Origin of the sequence: Paracoccus marinaquae (assembly GCF_018860165.1) — a bacterium.
Taxonomy (GTDB): domain Bacteria; phylum Pseudomonadota; class Alphaproteobacteria; order Rhodobacterales; family Rhodobacteraceae; genus Paracoccus; species Paracoccus marinaquae.
Window position 1 is genome coordinate 1 of record NZ_JAHKNG010000040.1, and the last position, 16,354, is coordinate 16,354.

Below are 16,354 nucleotides of genomic sequence, written 5' to 3' on the forward strand. Positions count from 1 at the left end.
GAGACGGCGAAAAAGAAACGAAAGGAGACATCTGCATTGACGCCAACATGACGCGCAGAACATAACAACCGGGTGGGTCAGATCTCGGTGACAATGCCGGGTCAATTCTCAGTGGCAATCAACAACCGAAGATCGCATCTACACCGATCACGGCCTGACCGGCGCAAACCGCGCCCGACCCGGTCTCGACCAGGCGCTCGCCGCCGTGCGCGCCGGCGACGTTCTGGTTGTGCCGAAGCTCGATCGCCTCGCGCGCTCGGTCCCGGACGCACGGGCCATCGCGGATCAGTTGGAAAAGAAGGGCGTCAAGCTTGCCCTCGGCACATCGGTCTACGATCCGACTGACCCGATGGGAAAGATGTTCTTCAACATCCTCGCCACCTTCGCCGAGTTCGAGGCCGACCTCATTCGCATGCGCACCCGCGAAGGTATGTCCATCGCCCGTGCCAAGGGCAAACTCCGTGGAAAACAGCCGAAACTCTCGGAAAAACAACAAAAAGAACTGAGCCGGATGCACGCCTCCGGCGAATATTCCATCAGCGATCTCGCTGAGCTCTTCTCCGTCTCAAGACCGACCGTCTACAGGACGCTGCAGCGGAATTCGGCCAAAACTACGCCTTAGCGTAGGATTCTGCCCCCTCCGGCATCAGACCCCTTGTATCGCTGCAGGCCACGGCGATTTGGGTTTTGGGCAACTTGCGCTGAAACAGGCTGATCCGACCTTCCAGATCGTCGCATGATTCGTGGACGATTATCACTCTGGGCTGCGTTTCGTGCTCCAGGACAATATTGCTATCCATTGAGCGTTCGAAATAAATATCGTCAAAATCAACCTTAAGTAGTTTAATAAGCCGGTCGGAAAACTGGAAAGATGTGCCTACCAGTACAACGGTCGGACAGCAATATCCTTCGGCGGCAGTCGCGCCATCGCAAATACGGAACATATTACCCTTCCCCCCACTAAAAACAAAAGAGCGAACGAATCGCTCGGAACACTGCTCCTCTGCACCCAAGTGCTAAATTCTGAAATGTCACAAATTAGTGGCACAGTGGCTTCAGATCATTCGTTTGATTTCATTCTCATCGCCGCGCGTCGCTCACGTCGTTGCAGCTCTTGGCCAAGCCTCAACGACTGTTCCACGAAGTCGATATGGTCGCGGGCGGCTTTTTCTGCACGTTCTATGTCACCAGCAATTATGGCGTCAATGATCTCCAGATGCTGATCCAGCAAGTTGCGTCCGCTATTGTCAAAAGTTCGGAGAAGTTCTCGATTATAGAATATGCCTCTCTGCGTGAGGTCATATACCGATGCCATCATGTGGATAAGGGTTGTGTTATGGCTGGCGTCAACAACTGCGACGTGTAACCGGAAATCTGCTTCCCGGGCGGCGTCGGGATCTTCGGTCTCCCATGAACTTTCGAGTTCGGCCCGTATCGCGGCCAGACGATACTTGTCGGCCTGTGTGGCACGTTCGGCCGCCAGACGGGCCGCAAATCCTTCCTGTTCGCGACGGTATTCGAGGTAATCGTAAAGGGCGTCTCCATGACGGGCATAGAGGGATAGCATAGCCGGAGACATTGCTCGCCCGGTCAGTTCTGCAACATAAGTACCATCACCGTGCCTGACTGTTACTAGATTTCTGTCTTCAAGGATGTGCAAGGCCTCGCGTACCTTCGGCCTTGAAACGCCGAATGCTTCAGCCAATTCGCGTTCGGACGGCAAGCGCACTCCATCCTTCAATACACCATCAACGATCATCGATTCGACCTTGCTAACCAAGGCATCGACGATCGATTCGTGGTCAATCGGATCGAACACATCCTTGGCGATCATGTTGGCCGCATCCTCCAGGAGAAAGTCCCACGCTCAATTTACGCCGGCTCCGGAGCCAAGGATAGGGGAAGATCAGCCGGGATCAAAATCTCCTTTCAACAACAGCATCTTGGAGAGATTTCGTGGGCGGATTGCAACATTCCCCACATTCATCTTCCCTACTGGCATCATCTGCCGCGCCGCAAAGTGGTAAATTTTATTATTGACTTAACGTATTGGTAAACCGTATATACCATCGCCAACAAGCGCGCTCAAGCGTATTGCGATGTGGGGTCGCTGAGGGAGGCGGCGCCTCCAGACAACGCAAGCGGGTGATTCTGCCATAAGCATATTCCGGATCCTGCTAAAATCGATGGCGTAATGTGGATATGTCCTCGCGGTTTCGATCGCATGGCTCACTTTCTTTTCACACACGGTCTCTGATGGGACGCCCGCCATTCCAGACAAGGTGCCCTGTGTGAGCGGGAGATGATGCGTCGAAAGACTCCAGAAGCACAGAGATGGAACTAACCCGAACCGCTGACATCCATTGAGGAAAAGAAACTCCATGACCAAAGCCGTTATTGTGTCCGCTGCCCGCACGCCGGTCGGCAGTTTCATGGGCGCGTTCGCGAACGTGCCGGCCCACGACCTCGGCGCGGCGGTGCTGCGCGAGGTGGTATCCCGCTCGGGCGTCGACCCGGCAGAGGTCAGCGAGACCATCCTCGGCCAGGTGCTGACCGCCGCGCAAGGCCAGAACCCGGCCCGCCAGGCGCATATCAAGGCCGGCCTGCCGCAGGAATCCTCGGCCTGGCTGATCAACCAGGTCTGCGGCTCGGGTCTGCGCGCCGTCGGTCTTGCCGCGCAGCAGGTGATGCTGGGCGATGCGACGATCGTGCTGGCGGGCGGACAGGAAAGCATGTCGCTGGCCACCCATGCCGCCTATCTGCGCGCCGGCCAGAAGATGGGCGACATGCAGATGATCGACACGATGATCCGCGACGGGCTGTGGGACGCCTTCAACGGCTACCACATGGGCCAGACCGCCGAGAACGTCGCGCAGAAATGGCAGATCAGCCGCGACCAGCAGGACGAATTCGCGGTCGCCTCGCAGAACAAGGCCGAGGCGGCGCAGAAGGAAGGCCGTTTCGACGACGAGATCGTGGGCTACACGGTCAAGACCCGCAAGGGCGACACGGTCGTGGACAAGGACGAATACATCCGCCACGGCGCCACGCTCGACGCCATGCAGAAGCTGCGCCCGGCCTTCACCAAGGACGGCTCGGTGACAGCGGCCAATGCCTCTGGCCTGAATGACGGTGCCGCCGCAGTGATGGTGATGACCGAGGAAGAGGCCGCCCGCCGCGGGCTGACGCCGCTGGCCCGCATCGCCTCGTATGCGACCGCCGGCCTCGACCCGGCGATCATGGGCACCGGCCCGATCCCGGCCAGCCGCAAGGCGCTGGAAAAGGCCGGCTGGTCGGTCGGGGATCTCGATCTCGTCGAGGCGAACGAGGCCTTTGCGGCGCAGGCCTGCGCGGTCAACAAGGACATGGGCTGGGACCCCGCCATCGTGAACGTCAATGGTGGCGCCATTGCCATCGGCCATCCGATCGGCGCCTCGGGCTGCCGGGTCCTGAACACGCTGCTGTTCGAGATGAAGCGCCGCGATGCCGCCAAGGGCCTTGCGACGCTGTGCATCGGCGGCGGCATGGGCGTGGCCATGTGCCTCGAACGCTGATCGACGACAGGAACACCCGGATTCGGCCGCCGGCGCGCAAGGCTGATGCGCCGGCACCCGGTCGGATAGCGGGATTTGAACGACATTTACGCAGGAGAAGGGGGAACCATGTCGAAAGTTGCACTGGTGACGGGGGGCTCGCGCGGGATCGGCGCGGCGATTTCCAAGGCGCTGAAGGAGGCGGGCTATACGGTGGCGGCGAATTACGCCGGCAATGACGAGGCCGCGAAGGCCTTCACCGACGAGACCGGGATCAGGACCTACAAATGGTCGGTGGCCGATTACGACGCCTGCGCCGCCGGCATCGCCCAGGTCGAGGCGGATCTGGGACCGGTCGCCGTGCTGGTCAACAATGCCGGCATCACCCGCGATTCGATGTTCCACAAGATGACCCCGCAGCAGTGGAAGGAGGTCATCGACACCAACCTGACCGGGCTGTTCAACATGACCCACCCGGCCTGGGGCGGGATGCGCGACCGCAAGTTCGGGCGGATCATCAACATCAGCTCGATCAACGGCCAGAAGGGCCAGGCCGGCCAGGCGAACTACTCCGCCGCCAAGGCCGGCGACCTGGGCTTCACCAAGGCGCTGGCCCAGGAGGGCGCCCGCGCCGGCATCACCGTCAACGCGATCTGCCCCGGCTATATCGGCACCGAGATGGTCCGCGCCATCGACGAGAAGGTCCTGAACGAGCGCATCATCCCGCAGATCCCGGTCGGCCGCCTCGGCGAACCCGAGGAAATCGCCCGCTGCGTCGTCTTCCTCGCCTCCGACGATGCGGGCTTCATCACAGGCTCGACCATCAGCGCGAATGGCGGGCAGTTCTTCAGCTAAAGGAAGCCAATGATGACAGAGCTTGGTCCCGACATCGATCCGGTCGAGTCGCAGGAATGGCAGGATGCGGTCGCCGACGTGATCGAACGCGACGGCCCCAACCGCGCGCATTTCCTGCTGGACAAGGCCGTCCAGCAGGCCCGCGCGGCCGGTGCGACACTGCCCTTTTCCGCAACGACGCCCTACCAGAACACCATCCTCGCCGAGGATCAGCACGAGTTTCCCGGCGATCTGGACATGGAATGGCGCATTCGCACGATCAACCGCTGGAACGCCATGGCGACCGTGGTGCGGCGCAACAAGGAATCCAGCGAATATGGCGGCCACATCGCCTCATTCGCCTCGTCGGCGGTGATGTACGATGTCGGGCTGAACCATTTCTGGCGCGCCCGTTCGGCCATCCACGGCGGCGATCTGGTATTTTTCCAGGGCCATGTCGTGCCCGGCATCTATGCGCGGTCCTTCATGGAGGGCCGGATCACCGAGGACCAGCTGCTGAACTTCCGGTCCGAGGTCGCGGGCGGCGGGCTGTCGTCCTATCCGCACCCTTGGCTGATGCCCGACTACTGGCAGTTCCCGACCGTCAGCATGGGGCTGGGCCCGCTGATGGCGATCTACCAGGCGCGGTTCATGAAATACATGCACAACCGCGGCCATATCGACATGGCCGACCGCAAGGTGTGGTGCTTTCTCGGCGATGGCGAGATGGACGAGCCCGAAAGCCGCGGCGCCATCGACCTGGCGGTGCGCGAACGGCTGGACAACCTGATCTTCGTGGTCAACTGCAACCTCCAGCGCCTGGACGGCCCGGTGCGCGGCAATGGCAAGATCGTGCAGGAGCTCGAGGGCGATTTCCGCGGCGCGGGCTGGAACGTCATCAAGCTTCTGTGGGGCAAGGGCTGGGACCAGCTTCTTGAAAACGACACGACCGGGCGGCTGCGCCAGCTGATGGACGAGACGGTCGACGGCGACTACCAGACCTTCAAGTCGAAGGACGGCGCCTATATCCGCGAGCATTTCTTCGGCAAGTATCCCGAAACCGCCGCGCTGGTCGAGGACTGGACCGACGCGCAGATCTGGAGCCTCAGCCGCGGCGGCCATGATCCCGAAAAGGTCTATACCGCCTTCCGTCGCGCCTCGGACACGAAGGGCCAGCCGACCTGCCTGCTGATCAAGACGGTCAAGGGCTATGGCATGGGCACCGCGGGCGAGGGCCAGAACACCACCCACCAGCAGAAGAAGCTTGCCGAGGACCAGTTGCGCGCCTTCCGCGACCGCTTCAAGATCCCGGTCTCGGACGAGGATCTGCCCAAGGCGCCCTTCGTCACGCTGAACAACGCCCAGAAGGCCTATCTTGAGGACCGCCGCAAGGCGCTGGGCGGCGATTTCCCGCAGCGCATCGCCGCATCGCCACGGCTGGAGATTCCGGGCCTGGATGCCTTCAAGGCACAGCTTGTGGGCAGCGGCGAGCGCGAGATCTCGACCACGATGGCCTTCGTGCGCGTCCTGACCACGCTGATCCGCGACAAGAACATCGGCAAGCATGTCGTGCCGATCGTGCCCGACGAAAGCCGCACCTTCGGGATGGAGGGGCTGTTCCGTTCGGTCGGGATCTACAATCCCGAGGGGCAGAAATACACGCCCGAGGATCGCGAGCAGATGTCCTACTATCGCGAGTCCGTGGACGGGCAGGTGCTGCAGGAAGGCATCAACGAGGCCGGCGCGATGGCCGACTGGATCGCCGCGGCGACCTCCTATTCCAATCACGGCGTGCCGATGATCCCGTTCTTCATCTACTATTCGATGTTCGGGTTCCAGCGGATCGGCGATCTGGCCTGGGCGGCCGGCGACAGCCGCGCCCGCGGCTTCATGCTGGGCGGCACCGCCGGCCGCACGACGCTGAACGGCGAGGGGTTGCAGCACGAGGACGGACACAGCCACATCCTTGCCGGAACGATCCCCAACTGCATCAGCTATGACCCGACCTTCCAGTACGAGGTCGCGGTGATCGTCCAGAACGGGCTGAAGCGGATGTATCAGGATCAGGAGGACGTCTATTTCTACCTGACCCTGATGAACGAGAACTATGCCCATCCCGACATGCCGGCAGGCGTCGAGGAGGGCATCATCCGCGGCCTTTACCGTTTCCGCGAGGTGAAGAGGCCCGGCAAGGCGCATGTCAACCTGATGGGGTCGGGCACCATCCTGATGCAGGCGATCACGGCGGCGGACATGCTGGCGGCGGATTACGGCGTCACCGCCGACATCTGGTCCGCGACCAGCCTGAACGAGCTGGCGCGCGAGGGCCAGGACGTGCTGCGCTGGAACCGGCTGAACCCGCTGGCCGAACAGCGGGTGCCCTATGTCACGCGCGCACTGTCGAAGGCGACCGGCCCGGTTCTGGCGGTCACCGACTACATGAAGAACTATGCCGAGCAGATCCGCGCCTTCGTGCCCGGACGCTTCACGGTGCTGGGCACCGACGGCTTCGGCCGCTCGGACAGCCGGGTGAACCTGCGGCGCTTCTTCGAGGTGGATGCGAACCACATCGCCGCCGCCGCCATGGTCGACCTGTTCCGCGAGGGCGAGATCGACGAGGCGACGCTGCGCGATGCGCTTGGCAGATACGAGATCAACGGCAACAAGCCGAACCCCCGGCTGGTCTGAACCGGGACGAGGAGACAGGAAAATGGCAATCGACGTTAACGTGCCGGACATTGGCGATTTCTCGGATGTTCCGGTGGTCTCGGTTCTGGTGAAGGTCGGCGACAGCGTCGCCAAGGAAGACCCGCTGATCGAGCTTGAATCCGATAAGGCCACGATGGAGGTGCCCAGCCCGGTGGCGGGCAAGGTCGCCTCGATCCGGGTCAAGGAAGGCGACAAGGTCTCGGAAGGCGTGCTGATCCTGACGGTCGAAGGCGAGGATGCCGGGACCGCAGCGCCGGCCCCGGCCGCCGCGCCGGCCGCCGCGCCCGAACGGGCGGCGTCCGCCGCCCCCGCCGCAGCCGCCCCGCCTGCCGGGGGGCAACCCAGTGCGGTGACGGATTCGGGCTTCGGCAAGGCCCATGCCTCGCCCTCGGTCCGGGCCTTCGCGCGGCAGGTCGGCATCGACATCGGCAAGGTCAACGGCACCGGGCGCAAGGGCCGCATCCTGCGCGACGACGTGATCGCGCTGCTCAAGGCCGCCAGCGCGCCCTCGGCAGCCACCGGCGGCGCCGCGCAGGGTGGCATGGGGATCCCGCCGATCCCCGTGATCGACTTCTCGAAATTCGGACCGGTCGAGAATGTCGAGATGGCCCGCATCAAGAAGATCTCGGGGCCCGCGCTGCATCGGTCCTGGCTGAACGTGCCGCATGTCACCCATCAGGAAGAGGCCGACATCACCGAGATCGACAGGTATCGCAAGGAACTGGACGACGAGGCCAAGAAGGAGGGGTATCGCGTCACCCTGCTGGCCTTCGTGGTCAAGGCCAGCGTCTCGGCGCTGAAGAAGCACTGGGAATTCAACTCGTCGATCCATCCCGACGGCGACAAGCTGATCCGCAAGTCCTACTACAACATCGGCTTTGCGGCGGACACGCCGAACGGGCTGGTGGTGCCGGTCATCAAGGATGCCGATCGCAAGGGCATCATCGACATCTCGAAGGAGCTGGGCGATCTCAGCGCGAAGGCCCGCGCCGGAGAACTGAAATCGGCCGACATGCAGGGCGCGACCTTCACCATCTCGTCGCTGGGCGGGATCGGCGGCACCGCCTTCACCCCGATCGTCAATGCCCCCGAGGTCGCGATTCTGGGCCTGACCCGGTCCAGGATGGCGCCGGTCTGGAATGGCGAGGCCTTTGTGCCGCGCAACATGCTGCCCATGTCGCTCAGCTATGACCATCGGGCGATCGACGGCGCGCTGGCCGCCCGCTTTGCCGCGACACTGAAACATCTGCTCGGCGACGTGCGCCGGATCATGCTCTGAGGAAGGGGTTGAACATGGAAGTCACTGTCCCCGACATCGGCGATTTTTCCGACGTGCCCGTCATCACCGTCCTCGTGGCGGTGGGCGACGAGGTGTCGAAGGAAGACCCCCTCATCGAACTGGAATCCGACAAGGCAACGATGGAGGTTCCCTCGCCCGCCGCCGGCAAGGTCGTCTCGATCGCCCTCAAGGAGGGTGATCGCGTCTCGCAGGGCGCGCTGATCCTGACGCTGGAGGCAGCGGGTGCCGAGGCCGCTGGCGGCAAGCCCGCCGCTGCGCCCGCCGCAGCCGCCCCTGCCGCGGCCCCGGTCGTCGCGACCGGAACTGCCAAGGGTCCAGGCGACGTCCACGGCGAGATCGTCGTCCTCGGCTCTGGCCCCGGTGGATACACGGCTGCCTTCAGGGCGGCCGATCTGGGCAAGAAAGTCGTTCTGATCGAGAAGAACCCGACGCTTGGCGGGGTCTGCCTGAACGTCGGCTGCATCCCGTCCAAGGCATTGCTGCACGCCGCCAAGGTGATCACCGAGACCGAGGAAATGGCCGGCCACGGCATCACGTTCAGCGAGCCGTCGGTCGATCTCGACAGGCTGCGCGGCTGGAAGGATTCGGTGGTCAAGCAACTGACCGGCGGTCTCAACGGTCTGGCCAAGGGCCGCAAGGTTCAGGTGGTGTCGGGCTATGGCAGGTTTACCGGCCCGAACATGATCGAGGTCGATGATGACGGCAAGAAGACCACGGTCAGCTTTGACCAATGCGTCATCGCGGCGGGCTCGGAACCCGTGCAGCTGCCGTTTATCCCCCATGACGACCCGCGGGTGATCGACTCGACCGGCGCGCTGGAGCTGGACGGTATCCCGAAACGCCTGCTGGTTCTGGGCGGCGGAATCATCGGTCTGGAAATGGCCTGCGTTTATGATGCGCTGGGGTCCGCGATCACGGTCGTGGAACTGATGGACCAGATCATCCCCGGCGCCGACAAGGATATCGTCAAGCCGCTGCACAAGCGGATCGAAGGCCGCTATGAGAAGATCCTTCTCAAGACCAAGGTCACGGCGGTCGCGGCCGAGGCCGACGGGTTGAAGGTCACCTTCGAGGATGCATCCGGCGCCAGCACGACCGACAGCTTCGACAAGATCCTGGTGGCAGTCGGTCGCCGCCCGAACGGCAAGCTGATCAACGCCGATGGTGCGGGCGTCGCGGTGGATGATCGCGGCTTCATCGCCGTGGACAGCCAGCAGCGGACCAATGTGCCGCATATCTTCGCGATCGGCGATGTCGTCGGTCAGCCGATGCTGGCTCACAAGGCGGTGCACGAGGGCAAGGTGGCGGCCGAGGCGGCATCGGGCCACAACCGTCATTTCGATGCGCGTGTGATCCCTTCGGTCGCCTATACCGATCCCGAAGTGGCATGGGTGGGTGTCACCGAGACCACCGCCAAGGCCGAAGGGCGCAAGATTGGCAAGGGGGTCTTTCCATGGGCGGCCTCGGGGCGATCGCTGTCGCTGGGACGGTCCGAGGGCATCACCAAGGTCATCTTCGACGAGGCGGATGACCGCGTCATCGGCGCCGCCATCGTCGGCCCCAATGCCGGCGACCTGATCGCCGAGGTCGCGCTGGCCATCGAGATGGGTGCCGACGCGGTCGATCTGGGCCACACGATCCACCCGCACCCGACGCTAAGCGAAACGGTGAACTTCGCCGCCGAGATGTTCGAGGGCACGATCACCGATCTGATACCACCCAAGAAACGGTCCTGAATGGTCGAAACCAGTTTCCATCACGTGACGGCTAGCGATCTACTTCACGTAGTCAAATGCAAGGACATCCGATGACCGACAAGAACCCAACCACCGATTTTTCACAGGCATTCAAGGCGATCGATCCGAAAACGCTCTTCCCCTTCTTCAACAGCGATCGTTTCGGAGAATGGTTCAAGAGCCAGGGCTTCGAAAGTATTGATCCGGCAGCCATCATGAAGGTCCATCAGGACCGCCTTCAGGCGATGGCGCGGGCCAACGAACAAGCGATGAACCTTTATCGCAACCAACTCGAGCGCCACGCAAAGCTTTTTGATGATGTCATTCGTGAGACTTGGGCAAGTCTCGAAAAGACCAAGACGTCGGGCTTGTCCGACGCGACAGGGAATAGCCTCGCGCTCTATGCCGCCGCCGCAGAGAAGGCCGTGGCGCTCATGCAGCAATACTCTGAGGCGACCCAAGCCGCCGCCGAGGACGCATTTAAGAAGCTGTCTGTGGATATGGCCGCCGTCGTCACGAATGAACGCAAGACCTGATCAGTCTGTGACAATGCCCGATACCGAACGGAGGAGACGGCCATGAAGATTGGCGCTTTGAAGGAGAGTTTCGAGGGCGAGGCGCGGGTGGCGATCACACCGTCCTCCGCGGGACATCTTCAGAAGCTGGGACATGAGGTGTTTGTCGAGGCCGGCGCCGGGGCGCGGGCCGGCTTTGCGGATGAGGATTACCGCAAAGCCGGCGTGACGGTCGAGGCAAGTGCCGCCGATCTGATCGCGGCGGTCGATGTCGTCGCCAAGGTGCGTCAACCGGATGAGGCCGAGATCCGGCAGATGCGCGAGGGGCAGACGCTGATCTCGTTCTTCTATCCGGCGCAGAACCCCGGCCTTCTCGAGGCCGCCAAGTCGCAGGGCATCACCGCCATCGCCATGGACATGGTGCCGCGGATCAGCCGCGCGCAGAAGATGGATGCGCTGTCCTCGATGGCCAACATCGCCGGCTATCGCGCAGTCATCGAGGCGGCGAATAATTTCGGCCGCTTCTTCACCGGCCAGGTGACGGCGGCGGGCAAGGTGCCGCCGGCCAAGGTGCTGGTGGTCGGCGCCGGCGTCGCGGGTCTTGCCGCGATCGGCACCTCGGTCAGCCTCGGCGCGCAGGTCTATGCCTTTGACGTTCGCCCCGAGGTGGCCGAGCAGATCGAATCGATGGGCGCCGAGTTCGTGTTCCTTGATTTCGAGGAACAGGCCCAGGACGGCGCGGCGACAGGCGGCTATGCGGCCCCGTCCAGCCCGGAATTCCGTGAAAAGCAGCTGGAGAAGTTCCGCGAGCTGGCGCCGCAGATGGATGTGGTGATCACCACCGCGCTGATCCCAGGCCGGGATGCGCCGAAACTGTGGACCGCCGACATGGTGGCCATGATGAAGCCGGGCAGCGTCATCGTCGATCTGGCTGCCGAAAAGGGCGGCAATTGCGACCTGACCGTGCCCGACCAGCGGATCGTCACCGACAATGGCGTGGTCATCGTCGGCTATACCGATTTCCCCTCGCGGATGGGTGCCCAGGCGTCCGAGCTGTACGGCAACAATATCCGCCACTTCATGTTCGACCTGACGCCGAAGAAGGACGGCGTGATCACCCACAACATGGAGGACGACGTGATCCGCGGTGCCACCGTGACCCGCGACCACGATGTCACCTGGCCGCCGCCGCCGCCCAAGATCGCGGCCATCGCGGCGCAGAAGCCGAAAGAGAAGAAGAAGGAACTGACGCCCGAGCAGCGCCGGGCCGCCGAGGTCGCGGCCTTCAAGGCCGAGACCAAGAGCCAGGTCACGCTGCTGGTCGGCTCGGGCCTACTGCTGCTGCTGGTGGGTCTGGTTGCGCCGGCCAGCTTCATGGCGCATTTCATCGTGTTCGTGCTGGCCTGTTTTGTCGGCTTCCGGGTGATCTGGAACGTCGCCCATTCGCTGCATACGCCGCTGATGGCGATCACGAACGCGATCTCGTCGATCATCATCCTGGGCGCCTTGATGCAGATCGGTTCGGGCTCGTGGTGGGTGGTGCTGCTGGGGGCGCTGGCGGTGCTGATGGCAGGCGTGAACATCTTCGGGGGCTTCCTCGTCACCCGGCGGATGCTCGCCATGTTCCAGAAGTCGTAAGGAGTAGGGGCATATGGAATACGGATTCACCACGGCCGCCTATGTGGTCGCCGCCGTGCTGTTCATCCTCGCCCTGGGCGGCCTGTCGGGTCAGGAAAGCGCCAAACGGGCCATCTGGTACGGCATTGTCGGCATGGCCCTGGCGGTGCTGGCGACTCTGTTCGGGCCGGGCGCGGGCAACTGGCTGCTGTCCGTCATCATGATCGCCATCGGCGGTTCGGTGGGCTGGGTCGTCGCCAAGCGCGTGCAGATGACCGAAATGCCACAGCTGGTCGCGGCGATGCACAGCCTTGTCGGTCTTGCGGCCGTGTTCGTGGGCTTCAACGCGCAGATCGAACTGGCCCGCGTGCTGCGTCTGAAGGCCGCCGGCGTCGCGCAGGACTTCCAGGGCTTTGCTGCCGTGCTGGCCTACAAGACTCCGGCCGAGATCGCGATGCTGAAGATCGAGGTGTTCCTCGGCATCTTCATCGGCGGCGTCACCTTCACCGGCTCGGTGGTGGCCTTCGGCAAGCTGTCGGGCCGCGTCGACGGCAAGCCGAAGAAACTGCCGGGCGGGCACATGCTGAACGCGACGGCCCTGGGTATCTCGATCCTGCTGGGCGTCCTGTACTGCATGGGCACGGGTCCGGCGATCCTGTGGCTGATCATCATCGCGCTGGCCGCCTTCTTCATCGGCTATCACCTGATCATGGGCATCGGCGGCGCCGACATGCCGGTGGTCGTGTCGATGCTGAACAGCTATTCGGGCTGGGCGGCGGCGGCGATCGGCTTCACGCTTGGCAACGACTTGCTGATCGTGACCGGCGCGCTGGTCGGCAGTTCGGGTGCGATCCTCAGCTACATCATGTGCAAGGCGATGAACCGCCATTTCGTCAGCGTCATCCTGGGCGGCTTTGGTGGCGAGGCCGGCCCCGCGGCCGCTATCGAGGGCGAGCAGGTTGCCATCGACGCCGACGGTGTGGCAGCGGCGCTGAACGATGCCGACAGCGTGGTGATCGTGCCGGGCTATGGCATGGCCGTGGCGCAGGCGCAGGGCGCGGTCAGCGAGCTGACTCGCAAGCTGCGCGCGGCCGGCAAGGAGGTGCGCTTTGCCATTCACCCCGTCGCCGGCCGTCTGCCGGGGCACATGAACGTGCTGCTGGCCGAAGCCAAGGTGCCCTATGACATCGTTCTGGAAATGGACGAGATCAACGATGATTTCCCCTCGACCGATGTGGTGATCATCATCGGCAGCAACGACATCGTGAATCCTGCGGCCCAGGACGACCCGAACAGCCCCATCGCCGGCATGCCGGTGCTGGAGGTCTGGAAGGCCAAGCAGGTCTTCGTCAGCAAGCGCGGGCAGGGCACCGGCTATTCCGGCATCGAGAATCCACTATTCTTCAAGGACAACACCCGCATGTTCTATGGCGACGCCAAGGACAGCATCAACAAGCTGCTGCCGATTATCGAATAGGTATCGCAGTGCAAAAAAGAGGGGATAATCCGCTTTTGCCGAACCGAGTCGGTCCAAAACGGTCCCCCGCATGTGAGGAGGAAAGATGCCTGGTATTCTGACATTCATTCTGGCCCTGCTTCCAATTGCCACGGTCTTTCTGCTGCTGGTGGTTCTGGCACGGTCTGCCAAGCTGTCGATGGGCGTCGCCTATCTGGTCACGGCCGCGACCGCGCTGCTGGTCTGGGGAACTGACTTCAACAAGGTGCTGGGCGCCACGGTAAACGGCGCCGTGACCGCTGTCAGCCTGCTCTACATCATCTTCGGGGCCATCCTGTTGCTCTACACACTGGAGGAAAGCGGTGGAATCCGGTCGATCCGGGCGGGGTTCACGCGCATTTCGCCTGACCGCCGGGTGCAGGCCATCATCATCGCCTGGCTGTTCGGATCGCTGATCGAGGGGGCATCGGGCTTCGGCACGCCGGCGGCGATCGCGGCGCCGCTGCTGGTGGCGATCGGCTTTCCTGCAATGGCGGCGGTCCTGGTGTCACTAATCATCCAGAGCACCCCCGTATCCTTCGGAGCGGTCGGCACGCCGATCCTCGTGGGGGTCAATACCGGCCTTTCGGGGCAGGCCCTGGTCGAGCAGACCATCGCGCCGATGGCGTTCGGCGACTATCTGGTCGAGATCGCCGTCAAGGTAGCCACGCTGCATGGCCTGATAGGGTTTCTCATCCCGCTGATCATGGTCGGGATGATGACGCGGTTCTTCGGGGCCCGGCGCAGCTTTGTCGACGGCTTCAGGATCTGGAAGTTCGCGCTGTTCGCCGGGTTGGCCTTCACGGTTCCCTACTGGATCATCGCGAGCCTTCTCGGACCCGAATTCCCGTCCCTGGTGGGTGGTATCATCGGATTGCTGATCGTCGTTCCCGCAGCCAGAGCCGGCTTCTTGATGCCGAAGGACATCTTTGACTTTCCGCCGCGCGAGCAGTGGGATGGCAAATGGATCGGCAAGCTGGACGACCTCGAAGATCACCGCGCTGGACATCATGTCATGTCGCTGCTGAAGGCATGGACACCCTACATCGTCGTGGTACTGCTGCTGGTTGCGACGCGCACCATCCCCGAACTCAAGGCCTGGCTGACCGCGCCCGGGCGCACGATGGCCTTCAACGACCTGTTCGGGTCGGGCATCAATGCGCGGGTGCAATGGCTGTACCTGCCGGGCACCGTGCTGATCCTGGCCTCGCTGTTCACGCTGGTGTTCCACAGGATGAGGGTCGGCGATTTCGGCAAGGCTGTGCGCTCCTCAGGCTCGACCATGATCGCAGCCGCCCCGGCGCTGCTTCTGGCGGTGCCGATGGTGCAGGTGTTCATCAACTCGGCGTCCGCCACGATGGCGTCGATGCCGATCGTGCTGGCCGAAGGTGTATCGTCGGTCGTCGGAGGCGCATGGCCGATGTTCGCGCCACTGATTGGCTCAATGGGTGCCTTCGTGGCCGGGTCGAACACGATCAGCAACATGATGTTCTCGCTGTTCCAGTTCTCGACGGCCGAACAGATCGGCCTGGGCGCGACCGGTGCAGGCTTCGTTGTGGCACTTCAGGCGATCGGCGGGGCGGCGGGCAACATGATCTGCGTGCACAATGTCGTGGCGGCCTCGGCCACCGTGGGCCTTGTGGACCGCGAGGGCGAGATCATCCGCATGACCCTGATTCCGATGTTCTACTACATCGTCCAGGGCGGGTTCATCGGCCTCGCCTTCCTCGCGGGCGGCCTTAATCCGTGGTGGCTTGCGGCACTGATCTGGCCCGTGATCGTGCTGTTCACCATGTCGCGCAATCGCGGCCGGGCGCCCACCGTCCCCGCCAACAACTGAGGTCGCCATGTCCGCAAAGCCACATCCGAGGGTGGGTCTGTTCGTCACCTGCCTTGTCGACGCCATCCGTCCGCAGATCGGCTTTGCCGCCATCCAGTTGCTGGAGGAAGCCGGTTGCATCGTCGAGGTGCCGGCGGCGCAGACCTGTTGCGGTCAGCCGGCCTTAAACAGTGGCGATGATGCCGATGCGGCGCATCTGGCCCGCCAGACCATCGCCGCCTTCGAGGGGCTCGATCATGTCGTGCTGCCCTCTGGCTCTTGCGCGGCGACGATGGTGCATGGCTATCCCGAATTGCTGGCGGACGACCCGGACTGGGCCGCCCGCGCCCGCGCCTTTGCCGCCAGAACGCATGAAATCACCAGTTTTCTGGTGGACGTGATGGGCTATCGTCCGCAGGGGCGCCGGCTGGATGCCTCGGCGACCTATCACGACAGCTGTTCGGGGCTGCGCGATCTGGGCGTGGCAGCGCAGCCGCGCGCGATGCTGGCCGAGATCGAGGGGCTTCAGATGCACGGCCTGGAAGGCAATGACGTCTGCTGCGGCTTCGGCGGGACGTTCTGCGTGAAATACGCCCCGATCTCGAACGCCATCGTCACCGAAAAGGCCGAGGCGGTCGAGCGCAGCGGGGCCGACCTGCTGCTGGGCGGCGATCTGGGCTGCCTGATGAACATGGCGGGCAAGCTGCACAGGCGGGGGGCGCGGACCCGCTGTTTCCACACCGTCGAGGTTCTGGCCGGTCTCGCCGACGGCCCGGCCATCGGCGAGGAGGCGTGA

13 protein-coding genes are annotated in these 16,354 nt (G+C 63.3%); 11 read left to right on the top strand and 2 right to left on the bottom strand.

All coding sequences use genetic code 11. From position 1 onward, the window contains the following. Window positions 1-136: 136 nt before the first annotated feature. A complete protein-coding gene (locus KNW02_RS21220) occupies window positions 137-622 on the top strand; it encodes a recombinase family protein (protein WP_431356770.1) in 486 nt (161 codons plus the stop codon). Here the strand turns inward: KNW02_RS21220 and KNW02_RS16740 are convergent. Both KNW02_RS16740 and KNW02_RS16745 read right to left on the bottom strand, forming a co-directional pair. Continuing rightward, window positions 612-944: a hypothetical protein gene (locus KNW02_RS16740; protein ID WP_216034378.1), complete on the bottom strand. Its 333-nt coding sequence runs from the start codon at window positions 942-944 to the stop codon at window positions 612-614. The genes KNW02_RS21220 and KNW02_RS16740 overlap by 11 nt on opposite strands. Window positions 945-1,060: 116 nt before the next feature. Next, the gene (locus KNW02_RS16745) at window positions 1,061-1,834 is read right to left on the bottom strand and encodes a FadR/GntR family transcriptional regulator (RefSeq protein ID WP_216034379.1); all 774 of its coding nucleotides are present in this window, start codon (window positions 1,832-1,834) and stop codon (window positions 1,061-1,063) included. A gap of 547 nt (window positions 1,835-2,381) precedes the next feature. Here KNW02_RS16745 and KNW02_RS16750 point away from each other — a divergent pair. The 10 genes from KNW02_RS16750 to KNW02_RS16795 all read left to right on the top strand — a co-directional run bounded on the left by KNW02_RS16750 (window position 2,382) and on the right by KNW02_RS16795 (window position 16,354). Beyond that, window positions 2,382-3,554: an acetyl-CoA C-acetyltransferase gene (locus tag KNW02_RS16750; protein ID WP_216034380.1), complete on the top strand. Its 1,173-nt coding sequence runs from the start codon at window positions 2,382-2,384 to the stop codon at window positions 3,552-3,554. Window positions 3,555-3,662: 108 nt separating this feature from the next. Next, on the top strand, window positions 3,663-4,388 hold the full coding sequence (locus tag KNW02_RS16755) for a beta-ketoacyl-ACP reductase (RefSeq protein WP_216034381.1): 726 nt from the start codon (window positions 3,663-3,665) through the stop codon (window positions 4,386-4,388). 12 nt (window positions 4,389-4,400) lie between these two features. After that, window positions 4,401-7,055 (top strand): pyruvate dehydrogenase (acetyl-transferring), homodimeric type, encoded by a 2,655-nt coding sequence (aceE, locus tag KNW02_RS16760; protein ID WP_216034382.1) that lies wholly within the window; start codon window positions 4,401-4,403, stop codon window positions 7,053-7,055. Window positions 7,056-7,077: 22 nt separating this feature from the next. Further along, window positions 7,078-8,355, top strand: a complete 1,278-nt coding sequence (aceF, locus tag KNW02_RS16765; protein WP_252734027.1) for a dihydrolipoyllysine-residue acetyltransferase — start codon at window positions 7,078-7,080, stop codon at window positions 8,353-8,355. A 14-nt stretch (window positions 8,356-8,369) separates the two neighbouring features. Next, window positions 8,370-10,112, top strand: coding sequence for a dihydrolipoyl dehydrogenase (lpdA, locus tag KNW02_RS16770; protein ID WP_216034384.1), 1,743 nt, complete (start codon window positions 8,370-8,372; stop codon window positions 10,110-10,112). 71 nt (window positions 10,113-10,183) lie between these two features. Next, window positions 10,184-10,648, top strand: a complete 465-nt coding sequence (locus KNW02_RS16775) for a hypothetical protein (protein WP_216034385.1) — start codon at window positions 10,184-10,186, stop codon at window positions 10,646-10,648. Between the two features lie 42 nt (window positions 10,649-10,690). Then, complete coding sequence (locus KNW02_RS16780) at window positions 10,691-12,265, top strand: Re/Si-specific NAD(P)(+) transhydrogenase subunit alpha (RefSeq protein WP_216034386.1); 1,575 nt, start codon at window positions 10,691-10,693, stop codon at window positions 12,263-12,265. A 13-nt stretch (window positions 12,266-12,278) separates the two neighbouring features. After that, window positions 12,279-13,721: an NAD(P)(+) transhydrogenase (Re/Si-specific) subunit beta gene (locus tag KNW02_RS16785; protein ID WP_216034387.1), complete on the top strand. Its 1,443-nt coding sequence runs from the start codon at window positions 12,279-12,281 to the stop codon at window positions 13,719-13,721. Window positions 13,722-13,806: 85 nt separating this feature from the next. Beyond that, the gene (locus KNW02_RS16790) at window positions 13,807-15,579 is read left to right on the top strand and encodes an L-lactate permease (protein WP_216034388.1); all 1,773 of its coding nucleotides are present in this window, start codon (window positions 13,807-13,809) and stop codon (window positions 15,577-15,579) included. 7 nt (window positions 15,580-15,586) lie between these two features. Further along, complete coding sequence (locus KNW02_RS16795; RefSeq protein ID WP_216034389.1) at window positions 15,587-16,354, top strand: (Fe-S)-binding protein; 768 nt, start codon at window positions 15,587-15,589, stop codon at window positions 16,352-16,354.